Source organism: Kocuria sp. CPCC 205263, from assembly GCF_040981075.1.
Classification (GTDB): Bacteria; Actinomycetota; Actinomycetes; order Actinomycetales; family Micrococcaceae; genus Kocuria; species Kocuria rosea.
The window spans coordinates 41,130-54,539 of record NZ_JAVKPV010000009.1; the positions used below are offsets into that span (position 1 = coordinate 41,130).

Consider the following 13,410-nt stretch of genomic DNA (forward strand, 5'->3'; position numbering starts at 1 on the left):
TGTCGTGGTCCGCCGTTCACCTCTGCGTGCTGAAATGGGGACAACGCACCGCCGCATCCCCCGGAGGACCCCCATGGCGCCCCAGAAGCACCGTCCTGCCCTGCTCGCCGCGCTCGCCGCCGGCGCCGTGGTCACCTCGACCGGTCTGGTCCTCCCCGCGGCGTCCGCCGAGGGGACGGCGCCCCCGCCGGCTCCCGCCGCGGGAGCGACCGCGGCCGGGGAGACGGCCGTCGAGCTGCTCTACTTCAACGACTACCACGGCCGGCTCTCCTCCGACCCCCTCCTCTTCGCGGGCGCGATCGAGCAGCTGCGCGCGGAGAACGAGGACGGCACGCTGCTGCTGTCCGGCGGGGACAACGTGGGCGCCTCCGAGTACGTCTCGGCCGTGCAGCAGGACGACCCCACGCTCGACGTGCTCGACGCGCTCGAGCTCGACGCCTCCGCCGTGGGCAACCACGAGTTCGACCGGGGTGCGGACGACCTGACCGGCCGCATCACCGAGCGCGCCGACTTCCCCTACCTGGCGGCCAACGTCACCGGCCCAGACGGCGAGCTCGTCACCGAGGCGTCCGCGACGTTCGACGTCGAGGGCGTGCGCGTGGGCGTGGTCGGCGCCGTCACCCAGCAGACCGCCACGCTCGTCTCGCCCGGCGCGATCGAGGGCATCACCTTCGGCGACCCCGTGGAGGCCGTCAACGCCGAGGCCGAGCGGCTCGAGGCGGACGGGGCGGACGTCGTGGTGGCCGTCTACCACGAGGGCGCCGCCGACGCGGCCGACGCCCTCGGCGACCGGCTGGTGACCGGCACCAGCGCGACCGTGGACGTGGTGCTCAACGGGCACACCCACCAGGTCTACGACGAGGGCGTCGACGTGGACGGCGACGGCGACCTCGACCGCGCGGTCCTGCAGGCCGGCTCGTACGGCGGCAGCCTCGGGCGGATCTCCCTGAGCTACGACGAGGCCGCCGACGACGTCGACCTCACCACCGGCGTGCTGGCCGTCGACGAGGTCGTCACCGCGACCGAGGAGGAGCTGGTCGCCCGGTATCCGCGCGTCGCGGAGGTCGCCGGGATCGTCGCGGACGCCGAGGCGGTGGCCCTGGAGCGGGGCAGCACCCCGGTCGGCGAGATCACCGGGGACATCACCACCGCCTACGGTCTGCGGGACGGCGTGCAGGCCCGCGACGACCGCGGCGCCGAGTCGAGCCTCGGCAACCTGGTCGCCGAATCCATCCGCGACAGCCTGGACGGGTCGGACGGCGTGCAGATCGGCCTCATCAACCCCGGCGGCCTGCGCGCCGACCTCCTCTGGGCGGACGACCCCGACCAGGCCATCGACGGCGAGCGCGACGGCGTGGTGACGGAGTCCGAGGCCAACCAGGTGATGCCCTTCGCCAACAACCTCAACACCGTGACCCTCACCGGCGAGCAGTTCGAGCGGGTCCTCGAGCAGCAGTGGCAGCCCGAGGGATCGTCCCGGCCGTACCTGCAGCTGGGCCTGTCCGAGAACGTGTCCTACACCTTCGACGCCGCCCGCCCGGCCGGTGAGCGGATCACCTCGATCACGGTCGACGGGCAGCCCGTCGACCCGGCCGCCGAGTACGTGATCGGCTCGGTGTCCTTCCTGGTGGAGGGCGGCGACAACTTCACCGCCCTGACCGAGGGCACCGACGTCACCGACACCGGCCGGATCGACCGCGACGCCTGGATGGAGTACCTCGCCGCCCGCTCCGCCGACGCCCCGATCGCCCCGGAGTTCGACCGCCGGTCCGTGTCGCTCGGCGACGCGGCCGCCGAGGCCTGCACGGTGGAGTTCGAGGTCGCGCAGCTCGACATGACCTCCCTGGGCGCCCCGGCCACCACGGAGGTCTCCGTGCGCGAGGGCGGGCCGGAGGGCACCGAGATCGGCACCGCGGCCGTCGCCGAGGGCGCGGCCACGGTCGCCGTGGACGCCTCCGCCCTGGCCGAGGGCGCCCCGGTGTGGCTCGTCGCCGCGCCCTCCGGCACCCGGGTCCGCGTCCCGGAGCAGGTCCTGGCCCTGGCCGAGGGCTGCGCGCCGGTCCCGGCCCCCACGGACGGGACGGGCGAAGAGCCCGCCCCGGCCCCGGAGCCCGGGGCCGGCACCCCGCCGGTGGAGCTGGCGATCCGGGAGATCCAGGGCACTGGGGACGTCTCGCCGGTGGCGGGGCAGGCGGTGACCACCCGCGGCGTCGTCACCGCCGTCTACGCCACCGGCGGGCTCAACGGCTACTACGTGCAGACGCCCGGCACCGGCGGCGACCTCGACCCGGCCGCCCACGACGCCTCTGACGGGGTGTTCGTGCACTCCCCCGACACCGCCGCTGCCGCGCAGCCGGGACAGTTCGTGGAGGTCACCGGCGAGGTTGCCGAGCACCACGGCCAGACCCAGCTCCGCGTGCGGACCGACGGGCTGACCGTCCTCGACGAGCCGGCCGGTACGGTCGAGCCCGCCGCCGTCGGCTGGCCCGCCGGCGAGGCCGAGCGCGAGGACCTCGAAGGCATGCTCCTGGACCCGGCCGGCGCGTTCGTGGTCACCGACAACCACGACCTCAACCGCTACGGGGAGATCGGCCTGGCCGCGGGCACCACGCCGCTGGTGCAGCCCACCGCCGTCGGCGTGCCCGGCTCGCCGGAGGCCGCCGCCCAGGCCGCCGACAACGCCGCCCGCGGCGTGCTGCTCGACGACGGCGCCACGACCAACTACGGCAACTTCGCCAACGCCGACACTGCGCTGCCGTACCTCTCGCCCGAGACCCCAATGCGGATCGGCGCCCCCGTGGAGTTCGTGGCCCCGGTGGTGCTCGGATACGGGTTCGACGAGTGGCGCCTCCAGCCCACAACCCACCTCACCGGCGACAACGCCAGGAATTCACCGATCGTGGCCGAGAACACCCGCACCGCCGCCCCCGAGGACGTCGGCGGGACCGTGCAGCTGGCCACGTTCAACGTGCTGAACTACTTCACCACCACCGGCGAGGAGCTCACCGGCTGCAATTACTACACCGACCGCGCCGGGGACCCGATCACCGTCCGCGGCGGCTGCGAGGTCCGCGGGGCGGCCGAGGACGAGGACCTTCAGCGCCAACAGGCCAAGATCGTCGCCGCCGTCAACGCCCTGGACGCCGAGGTCGTCTCCCTGGAGGAGATCGAGAACTCCGCGAAGTTCGGCAAGGACCGGGACCAAGCCCTGTCCGAGCTCGTCGACGCCCTCAACGCCGCCGCCGGCTCCGCGATCTGGGCGTACGTGCCGTCACCGGCCCAGCGGCCCGCCGTCGGGGACGAGGACGTCATCCGCACCGCGTTCATCTACCAGCCGGCCGCGCTCGGGACCGTGGGCGAGTCCGTGATCCTGCAGGACGAGGAGAACTTCGACAACGCCCGTGAGCCGCTGGCCCAGACGTTCCGTCCCGCCGGCGGGGACGCGGGCGAGGACTTCACGGTGATCGTCAACCACTTCAAGTCCAAGGGCTCCGCCCCCTCCACCGGCCCCAACGCGGACGCCGGGGACGGCGCCGGCGGCTGGAACGCCGACCGCACCGCCCAGGCCCAGGCCCTGGTGGCCTTCGCCGAGCGGCTGAAGTCCACGCAGGGCACCGACCGGGTCCTCCTGACCGGTGACTTCAACTCCTACGACCAGGAGGACCCCATGCGGGTCCTGCACGACGCCGGCTACACGAACCTGGCGCCGGCGGGCGAGCACTCCTACGCCTACGGCGGGATGGTTGGCTCCCTCGACCACGTCCTGGCGTCCCCCGCCGCGGCCGGGACCGTCACGGGTTCGGACATCTGGGAGATCAACGCCCACGAGTCGGTGGGCCTGGAGTACAGCCGGCACAACCACAACGTGGTCGACCTCTACGCGGCCGACCCGTACCGGGCCTCCGACCACAACCCGGAGATCGTCGGCCTGGCCCTCGCCGGCGCCGAGCCCGCCGGCCCGCAGAAGCCGGGCAGGGGCAACTCCGGCGAGCACCCCGGCAAGGGCCTCCGGGAGCACGCCGACGACCGGGCCCGCGAGGTCCTGCACCGCCGCTTCGGCTGACCCGGCCGCGGCGCGCCTGCCCCGGTGCCCCGAGGTCAGTCGCGTGCCGGGGCCGGGCCCAGCACCGCCGCGGCGATGCGGTCGGCGTCCGCCAGGGTCCGGGCACCCAGCTCCGCGGACGCCCCGGCCTCCGCGGCGATCGCCACGCCCCACTGGACGGCCGAGAGCTGCAGGCCGAGCACGAGGACGCCGGGCTCCACGCCGCCGTCGACGCGCACGGCCCGGTACGGGGGCCGGGTGACGTCCAGCCCGGTGCCGGGCACGGTCGCGACGCCGTCCCGGGTCTCCATGGCCCGGACCCGCACCAGGCCCTCCCGGTGCATCGCGGACAGCAGCGGGGAGATGTTGCGCCGGACGTCGTTGGGCGGGGACATGGCCTCCACGAGGTGCTCGGCGCGGAAGGGCTCGTCCTTGACCCAGGGGGAGCTCGCCACGAACCGGCCCTCCTCCTCGTCCACGAGGAACTGCGGGTCCGGGCCCAGGAAGCGCACCACGCCGGCACGGGCCAGCGCCGCCAGCTGCTGGGTCCGCAGCACCGGCGGCCCGGAGGCGAGGCCCTCCACGAAGGGTTCGAACGTGCGGCGCAGCTCGTCGGTCCAGGAGGCGTCGCTGATCCCGAGGTCCGCCAGCACGGCCTTGAGCACGGTGCGCGCGGCGTTGAGCGAGGCGACGGCCATCTGCAGCGGGTCGTCCTCGCCGGCCAGCGCGCCGTGCACGTCCCGGTCCAGGTGGTGGACCAGGGCCGCCGCGTACTCGTCGTGGGACCCGAAGCTGAGCCCCTCGAAGGGGCGGGCCAGCCGGAGGGCGTTGAGCTGCCGTCCCGGGACCACCGCGGACGCAATGAGCCGCTCGGCCCGGGAGGTCCAGGGCCCCTCCGGGTGGTCGTCGCCGGTGCCGAGCACGGCGTCGAAGCGCGCCAGGAACTCCTGCGGGTCGGTCTCGAAGGCGTCCGGGGCGGTCCGTGCCAGGACGGAGTAGTAGTTCCACTGGGCGTCCTTGCGGATCAGCGGATAGAGGTCCGTCTCGAAGGACAGCGGACCCTCCGCCCGCGCCGCGAGCTCCCGCACGGCGTCGAAGGTGAAGAACCGGGTGACGAGGGAGCCGGCGTAGTAGCCCTCGAGCACCGCCTTGGAGCGGTACGGGGCGCCGCGGCGGGAGCCGGCCACGATCACGGGCTCCCGCCCCGAGGGGTGGTAGACGTAGCGCTCCCCGTCCTGGGTGTAGATCCCGCCGCGGCCCTCGGTGACCTGGGCCAGGACGTCGCAGAAGTTCAGGCCCATGCCGCGCACCAGCACGGTCCGCCCGGCGGGCAGGTCGTCCCAGTGCGCGTCGGCGGGCACGGCGGGCGGCCAGTAGGTCAGCCCGAGCTCGGCGGCGCCGTCCACGAGCTCCCGCTGGTCGGGGCGCAGGTCGGCGTCGAGGTGGCCCAGGGCGAGCACCACGGCGTCCGCCGGGAGGTTCTGCCCGCCGCTGATCTCCACGTCGTAGCGGTGCCGGGCGTGCTCCCGCACGTGCACGCCCACGGCCTCGGCCCGGTGCACGGCGAGCTGCACGGTGGCGGGGAGGGCGTCCTGCAGCGTGCGGAAGACCCAGGAGAGGTAGACCCCGTACATCCGCCGGGAGGGATAGGACTGGGGCGTCATCCGGGTCAGGTGCGCGGCGTCGTCGGGGTCCACGGCGATGGTCCCCGCCACGGCGGACAGCCGCCAGTGCTCGAAGCTCATGTTCCGCAGCGGCTCGAGCGGGTCCACGGGCAGCACGCCGTCGTCGGCGATCACCGTGGGGAACACCGAGGGCGTGTTCATGAGGTACAGCGGGGACTGGTTCGTCCGCCACACGTGCCCCGGACCGGGCGGGAAGGGGTCGACGACGTCGATGCGCACCCGGGCGCCCGAGGCCGCCGCACGGGCCGCGAGCCGCTCCACGACCGACAGCCCGCGCGGGCCCGCCCCGATCACCGTGACTCGTCGTTCGGAACCTGGCCTGCCCGTTGCGCTCATGGCCCTCAGGATATCGACCCGCCCGCCGGGCCACGGGCCCGGGGCTGCGCCTACGATGGCGGACATGACCGAGACCGCGCAGACCGCCGCCCGCCCGACCGCCGAGCAGCCGCACGACGAGAACCTGTGGCTGGAGGAGATCACGGGGGACGCGCCCCTGGAGTGGGTCGCCGGGCAGAACGCCCGCACCCTGGCGGCGCTCGAGAGCCCGCGGCTGCGCCGCCTCGAGGCCGACGTGCTCGCGGTCATGGACTCGACCGAGCGGATCCCCATGGTCGCCAAGCACGGGCCGCACTACTACAACTTCTGGCGCGACGCCGAGCACCCCCGCGGCGTCTTCCGCCGCACCACGTGGGAGTCCTGGCTCGGCGAGGACACCGAGTGGGAGGTCCTGCTCGACGTCGACGCGCTGGCCGCCGAGGAGGGCGTCGACTGGGTCTGGGGCGGGGCCCGGCTGCTGCGCCCGCAGTACACCGGCGGGCGGCACCGGCGGGCGCTGCTCAGCCTCTCCCCCGACGGCGGCGACGCGAAGCGGGTGCGCGAGTTCGACCTCGACGAGCGCCGGTTCGTGCCTGGCGGCTTCGACGTCCCCACGGCGAAGTCCACCGTGACGTGGGTGGACGCCGACACCCTGCACGTGGGCTCCGACTTCGGCCCCGGCTCGATGACCACGTCCTCCTATCCCCGCACCGTGCGCGTCCTGTGCCGCGGGCAGGACCTCGCCGAGGCCCGGCAGGTGTTCGAGGTGGCCGAGGACCACGTGCAGGCCGTGCTCGTGCGGGACCACACGCCGGGCTTCGTCCGGGACGTGGCCGTGGACGTGGTCGACTTCTTCGCCTCCCGGACCTACCTGGTGCGCGAGGAGGAGCTCGTGCACGTCGACGTCCCCGACTCGGTGACGGTGGACCTGCACCGGCAGTGGCTGCTGCTGCGCCCGCAGGAGGAGCTCGAGCTGGACGGGACCGTGCACCCGGCCGGGTCCCTGCTCGTGGCCGAGCTCGAGGCGTTCCTGGCCGGGGACCGCTCCGTGACCGCCGTGTTCGTCCCGGACGCGCGCACGTCGCTGCAGTCCTGGTCCTGGACGGCCGACCGGCTGATCCTCAACCTGCTGCGGGACGTCTCCTCGGTGGTCCGCGTCTCCGAGCCGGGCCCGTGGACCTCGTCCGAGCTGCCCGGGGCGCCGGCCCTGCACAGCGTGGACGCCTACGCCGTCGACGACGAGGACCCGGAGGCGGGCAACGACTACTGGCTCGTGGCGACCGGCTTCCTCACCCCGACCACCGTGTCCCGCGGCACCCTCCCGGTCCGCGGCGGGGCGACGGCCCCGCCGCGGGTGGCGAGGACCGCCCCCGCGTTCTTCGACGCGTCCGGGCTCTCGGTCGAGCAGCACTTCGCGGTCTCGGCGGACGGCACCCGGGTGCCCTACTTCCAGGTGGGTCCCGCCGACCCGGTCCTCGACGGGGGGAACCCGACGCTGCTCTCCGGCTACGGGGGCTTCGAGGTCTCCCGGACCCCCGCCTACTCCGGGGCCCTCGGGCGGTCCTGGCTGACCCGCACCGACGACGCCGGGCGGTCCGGGATCTACGTCCTCGCCAACATCCGCGGCGGCGGGGAGTACGGCCCCGCGTGGCACCGGGCCGCCCTGCAGGGGAACCGGCACCGGGCGTACGAGGACTTCGCGGCCGTCGCGGCGGACCTGCAGGCCCGCGGGGTGTGCACCCGGGGAACGCTCGCGTGCTCGGGCGGCTCCAACGGCGGGCTGCTCGTGGGCAACATGCTCACCGGGCACCCCGAGCTGTTCGGGGCGGTCTCCTGCGGGGTGCCGCTGCTGGACATGCGCCGCTACACGAAGCTGTCCGCGGGCTACTCCTGGATCGCGGAGTACGGCGACCCGGACGACCCGGAGCAGTGGGAGTCCGTCCGCACGTTCTCGCCGTACCACCTGCTGGAGGAGGGGCGGGACTACCCGGACGTCCTGTTCTGGACCGCCACGAGCGACGACCGCGTGGGTCCCGTCCAGGCGCGCAAGGCCGCCGCGCGGATGCTCGGCATGGGCTACGAGAACGTGTGGTTCTACGAGGCCACCGAGGGCGGGCACGCGGGCGCGGGCGACAACAAGCAGGCCGCCCGCCTGCACGCGCTGTCCCACGAGTTCCTCTGGACGGCGCTGCACCGGGGCTGAGCCCCGGCGCGGGTCAGCGGCGCTCGCGGTCCGGGACGGCCCAGCCCATCAGGAGGGACACCACCCCGATGATCAGGGTGGCGAGCACCGCCGTCCAGAGGAAGGAGTCGATCTCGAGCCGCAGCGGCGTGAAGGAGCTCAGCCAGGACGTCAGCCACAGCATCGCCGCGTTGACCACGATGGCGAACAGCCCCAGCGTGAGGCAGGTGATCGGCAGGGACAGGATCGTCAGCACGGGCCGCACGACCGCGTTCACGGCGCCGAAGACCAGGCCGACGAACAGGTAGGCCAGGACCGACGCCGTGGTCTCGCCCCCGACGGCCGAGACGACGGACGGGTCCGCCGCGATGCCCATCCCGGGCAGGATCCAGGCGGCCACCCAGATGGCGAGCGCGTTGACGAGGACACGGAGCAGGAAGGACATGGCCCCATCCTGTCAGGAACGGCGGGTGACGGCGGCCCAGCCCACGAGCGCGGCCGCGCCGCACAGCGCCAGGCCCAGGGTGAGGGCGATCCGCCCCGTGTCCACGGCGGGACGCCACGTGACGCTGTCCCCCCGGACCACGTACACCCCGGCCGGCTCGGCGTGCACGCCGTAGCCCACGCCCGATCCGCTGCCCGAGCTGTCCTTCTCCTCGCCCGAGCCCCCGCCACCGCCGCCCCAGCCCCTGACGCGGGCCACGGGCACGACCGTGGTGCCGTGCACCTCGTACGCCTCGCCGAAGACCCGGCGCACCGTCACGGCGTCGACGGCCTCCTCAAGGACGGAGCGGTCCGTGAGCCCGGCGCGCCAGGCGGGGGCGGGGCGGGGCGCACCGGGTGCGGCGGGCGTGGTCTGCGGACGGTCCTGCTCCGGCATGGTGGCCTCCTGGGCTCGGGCGCCGGCGGCGCGCTGAGCCCCAGTGTAGGAAGCCGCTGGCCCTCGGTCACGGGGCGGCCGCAGATGACGGGCGGCGCCGGACGCGGGCCCGGAACGCGAAACACCCCGGACCGCGGGATCAGGGCTTGATCGTCCAGGACCCGTCCGCCGTGACCTCGACCAGACCGGGCCCCGGATAGGTCACGCGGCCCGAGTAGCGTCCGATGCGGTTGACCAGGAGGTCGTCCATCCCGTTGTCGGCATAGGACCACATCGCGAAATTGCTGCTGCCACTGTGGGTGAGGTGCCGGCTGGAGTTGCCGCCCGTGTACCGGAAGACGGAGTCTCCCTTGCCGGAAACCGCTCGGCCGGCGCCGTACGCGGGCAGGGTCCTGGTCGACTTGACCGTGATGGTCCAGGGGCCCTCGGCCGTGATCTCGAGCCGCGTGGTCCTGTTCCCCCAGTCGAATTCGTCCAGCAGGGTGGTGCCGGAGTACGAACCGATGGCGTTGGCCAGGAGATCGGTGTCCCCGTACGCGGAGTCCAGGCCCCAGACCACGAAGTTCCCCGAGCCGCTGTACGACGACTGGACCGCGGCCACGGACTTGAGACCGTCGGGCTTGGCGATGCTGATGACCGCGTCGCCGTTGCCCCGGTAGGTCCTGGTGCCGGTGGGCGCGGGCTTCTTGGACGGATCTGTCCACGTGATGACGCCGCCCTGGAAGCGCTGGGCCTTCCCGGTGGGCGTGGTGTACTCACCGCTCGTCGGGTACCCGTATCTGCCGTTCTCCCAGCCGGTGCCGGCCCATGTCCGCTGGATGGCACCCTTCGTGGCGTGGGCACCCGTCCGGGAGGACCAGTGGATCGCCCCTCCCCGGAAGGACTGGTACGCACCGCCGGTCTTGAGACGCCGCTCGTTGTTGACGGGCTGCCCGAGGAAGCTCTTGCTGCCGCCGAGACTCTTCCACTTCGCTCCGATGGCCCCGGTCACACGGAACTGCGCCGTGAGGAGAACTTGGCTCTGCGGGGCACCGGCAGGAACCGCGTGGGCGGGAACGGCTGCCAGGCCGAGGCCTGTCGTAGAGACGAGGGCCGCTGTCAGAACAGCAACGGCGCGGCGGCGGGCGGGGACGGACATACGGGGCCTCCGAACAGCGATGAATGAATGCAAAACGGATGCTACTCGACCGTAGGGTCCGGTCTCGGCCGCTTCCTCCTGCCGGCACCAATGTGACGAAGGGCTGCCACCGCGTCCGGTCATCCACCGCCCGGGAGGCCGCAAATGGCCCCGGAACGCCAAACACCCCGGACCGCGGGTCCGGGGTGTTTCCGACGTCCTGGGACGTCACGAGCGCGGAGACGGGGGGATTTGAACCCCCGGTCGAGTTTAACCCCGACCCTTCATTAGCAGTGAAGTCCATTCGGCCGCTCTGGCACGTCTCCATCCGTGGCCCACCACGCGGGTGGACAACACGGGCCAGCTTAAGGGAGGACCGGGCACGGGGTCAAAGCCGACGGCGTCCGCGCCGCCCCGCGAGCACCGAGCGGTAGAGCCGGTCGAGGTCCGCCCCGATCCGCTCGGACCCGTAGACCGAGCGGATCTCCGCCGCCATGGCCTCCGGGCCCAGCAGACCGGGATCCGCCACGACGTCGAGCACGGCGCCGCCGAAGGCCTCAGGGGTGCGCTCGGCCACGAGGCGCCCGTTGCCCGGGTGCACGAAGTCCCCCTGCCCGCCGAGGGCGCCCATGACCACCGGCCGGCCCGCGGCGAGGGCCTCGGCCGCCGCCACGCAGAACGTCTCGGACCGGCTGGGCAGCAGGAACACGTCGGCGGCGGCCAGGCGCCGCTGCACCTCGTCCGCCCCCACGCTGCCGAGGAGCTGCACGCGCTCCCCCACCCCGAGCCGGCGCGCCCGCTCCCGGACCTCCTGCTCGAGGCCGCCGGAGCCGCACCAGGTGAGGCGGACGTCGTGGCCGGCGTCGCGCAGCCATGCCACGGTGTCCACGGCCAGGAGGGGGTCCTTGATCTCGCGCAGGGCGCCGACCGCGACGAGCTCCAAAGTGTGCCCCCGCGGCGGGTCCGTGACGTGCGCGGCGTGGTCAACCACGTTGCCGATCCGCTCCACCCGCTCGGCCGGCGCGAAGCGGCGCAGCACGTCGCACATCATGGTGCTCACGCCGGTGACGCGGTCCGGGACGCGCAGGATCCGGCGGCTCCCGGCGAGGAGCCGCCACACGGGCCCGTTCTGCTCGGGGGTGAGCACGCCGTTCCAGTGCTCCGTGTGCACCCACGGGCGGCGTCCTGCGAGCGGCAGGCAGACGAGCGCCGCCGAGAAGGGCATGGTGTGCAGGACGTCCGCGCCGGTCAGGTGGCGGCGGAGCGCGGCGTACGCCCGCAGCAGCGTGAGCGGGCGCAGGGGGTGGAAGGGGACCCGGAGCACCGGCACCCCGTCCCACTCCTCCTGGACGGCCGGCCCGGTGCGCAGCAGCCGCAGGTGCAGCACCCGGACGTCGTGGTGGCGGGCGGCGGCGCGCACGTGCCGGGGGACGAACGGCGTCTCCCCGGGTCGCTCCGCCGACGGGTACCAGGTGCTGACGACGAGCACGCGCACGGCACTCAGCCCTTCCCCGCGCCGGTGCGGCCGGGGGCGGCGTCGGACGCGGTGCCGGACGGGGGGCCGGAGACGGTGCGGGACGGGGTGGGGGCGGCGATCATGGTGCCACCCTATCGGCGGGGCCACGGCCGGGGCGCTCCGGGCACCGCGCCGGGGCGCGAGTAGACTCGGGCGCGATGACCAGCCCAGCCCCCGGGTCGGCCGCCTGATGTCCCGGCTGCGCTCGATCCTCTTCCCGCCGCCCAACCACGCGAACACCGACAACCCCTTGGGGTCGGCGTTCGCGCTGACCGTGGTGGCCGTGCTCGTCCAGGGGCTGTCCCGCTTCGGCTACAGCGTCCTGGTGGGCAACCTGCTGGGCCAGGAGGCGCTCGCCGAGGTCAACCTGACCATCTCGCTGGCCCTGTTCCTCGTCCTGCTGTGGCCCCAGGCCTCGGGCACGGGGGCCGCCAAGTTCATCGCGATGGCCCGGGGCCGCCAGGACCCCGAGGGGCAGGCGGCGACGGCCTCCTTCACCGCGAGCAGCGCGTCCGCGGGCATGGCGCTGCTGTCCGTCTCGGCGGTGCTCTACGCCGCGTTCGCGCTCGAGCTCTCCTGGGGCTTCGCGGTCTCGGCCGGTCTGCTGGTGCTCTCCCTGTCGGCCTACAACTTCGTGCGCGGCGTCCGCACGGGCAACAACCAGTTCGTGACCACGACGGCGTGGGACACCATCAGCTCGTTCCTCACCCTCACCCTGCTGCTGCTGGTCCTGCTCGCCGGCTGGCACTGGGTCCTGCTGCTGCCCCTGATCCTCGGCTACACGGTCTACGCGCTGCCCTCCTGGCCCCGCCGCACCGGGGCGCGCCTCGACCCGGCGGTGCGCCGGGAGATCCTGGTCTTCACCGCGTGGGGATCGGCCCACCTGCTGGCGGCGAGCGGTCTGATGCAGCTGTCCCTGGTGATCGGCGACAGCTTCGCCACGAAGGCGGAGGTCGGCCTCTACGCCGCCGCGGTGTCCCTGGCCACCCCCGCCAGCATGCTGTCCGGGGCGATGCTCACCGCGCTGTCCCCCAGCGTGGCCCGCATGTACGCCGCCGGGGACACCGCGGGCCTGACCCGGCAGGTGGACACGATCCTGCGGACGATGGTCACGGTGTTCCTGCCGGTCTTCGGCGTGGGCGCCCTGTGGGCGGAGCCGGTGCTCCGGGTGGTCTACTTCGGGGACCCGGAGTTCGCGGAGGCGGAGCCGCTGCTGGTCCTGCTGTTCCTGGCCGTCTCGGCGACCAGCTTCAACGCCGCGAACGCCCGGCTCAACGGCACCGAGCCCTGGGGGGTCAAGGTGCTCGCCGCCGCCAACGGCCTGGGTCTGGTCGTGGGCGTGGTGACGATGCTCCTGCTGGGCCCGGAGCTCGGCATCACCGCCTCCGCGGTGGGCTACCTCGTGGGCTCGCTGCTGAGCGCGGTGCTGCCGCTGCTGGTGGTCTGGCGGCTCGACCGGATGCGGTGGGGCACGGTCCTGCTGCGGATCGTAGCCGGCTACGCGATGATCCTGGTCGCGCTGCAGGTGCTCGGCCCCGACTTCCGGGTGCTGCCGGCGCTCGGGGCGACCGCCGTGTTCCTCGCGGTCTGGGCCGGGCTCAGCGCCCGGGACCTGCGGCCCGCCCTGCGCGCCGCGGGCGCCCGGCTCCGCCGCTGAGCCGGCCCCCGCCCAC

At 73.9% G+C, this 13,410-nt stretch carries 8 protein-coding genes and 1 tRNA gene; 3 read left to right on the forward strand and 6 right to left on the reverse strand.

Annotation, left to right across the window (positions count from 1 at the left end; all coding sequences use genetic code 11):
* Positions 1 to 73: 73 nt before the first annotated feature.
* Positions 74 to 4,063, forward strand: coding sequence for an ExeM/NucH family extracellular endonuclease (locus RF647_RS14370; protein WP_368812305.1), 3,990 nt, complete (start codon positions 74 to 76; stop codon positions 4,061 to 4,063).
* Between the two features lie 35 nt (positions 4,064 to 4,098).
* Here the strand turns inward: RF647_RS14370 and RF647_RS14375 are convergent, their stop codons facing one another.
* Entirely contained in the window at positions 4,099 to 6,063 is a 1,965-nt protein-coding gene (locus RF647_RS14375; RefSeq protein WP_368812306.1) for an FAD/NAD(P)-binding protein, read from the reverse strand.
* A 64-nt stretch (positions 6,064 to 6,127) separates the two neighbouring features.
* Between RF647_RS14375 and RF647_RS14380 the strand changes: the two genes are divergently transcribed.
* Complete coding sequence (locus RF647_RS14380) at positions 6,128 to 8,245, forward strand: prolyl oligopeptidase family protein (protein ID WP_368812307.1); 2,118 nt, start codon at positions 6,128 to 6,130, stop codon at positions 8,243 to 8,245.
* Between the two features lie 13 nt (positions 8,246 to 8,258).
* On the opposite strand, the gene RF647_RS14385 is transcribed toward RF647_RS14380, so the two are convergent.
* The 5 genes from RF647_RS14385 to RF647_RS14405 form a co-directional block, all read right to left on the reverse strand.
* Positions 8,259 to 8,669, reverse strand: a complete 411-nt coding sequence (locus RF647_RS14385; RefSeq protein WP_017831991.1) for a phage holin family protein — start codon at positions 8,667 to 8,669, stop codon at positions 8,259 to 8,261.
* Positions 8,670 to 8,681: 12 nt separating this feature from the next.
* Positions 8,682 to 9,104 carry a spore germination protein GerW family protein gene (locus RF647_RS14390; protein WP_368812308.1) on the reverse strand — a complete coding sequence of 141 codons (423 nt, stop codon included), beginning with the start codon at positions 9,102 to 9,104 and terminating at the stop codon, positions 8,682 to 8,684.
* Between the two features lie 139 nt (positions 9,105 to 9,243).
* Positions 9,244 to 10,095, reverse strand: coding sequence for an LGFP repeat-containing protein (locus tag RF647_RS14395; RefSeq protein WP_368812309.1), 852 nt, complete (start codon positions 10,093 to 10,095; stop codon positions 9,244 to 9,246).
* A gap of 363 nt (positions 10,096 to 10,458) precedes the next feature.
* Positions 10,459 to 10,547 (reverse strand) — tRNA-Ser (locus RF647_RS14400).
* Positions 10,548 to 10,609: 62 nt separating this feature from the next.
* On the reverse strand, positions 10,610 to 11,716 hold the full coding sequence (locus RF647_RS14405; RefSeq protein WP_368812310.1) for a glycosyltransferase: 1,107 nt from the start codon (positions 11,714 to 11,716) through the stop codon (positions 10,610 to 10,612).
* A gap of 211 nt (positions 11,717 to 11,927) precedes the next feature.
* Between RF647_RS14405 and RF647_RS14410 the strand changes: the two genes are divergently transcribed.
* The gene (locus RF647_RS14410) at positions 11,928 to 13,394 is read left to right on the forward strand and encodes a lipopolysaccharide biosynthesis protein (RefSeq protein ID WP_368812311.1); all 1,467 of its coding nucleotides are present in this window, start codon (positions 11,928 to 11,930) and stop codon (positions 13,392 to 13,394) included.
* Positions 13,395 to 13,410 lie beyond the last annotated feature (16 nt).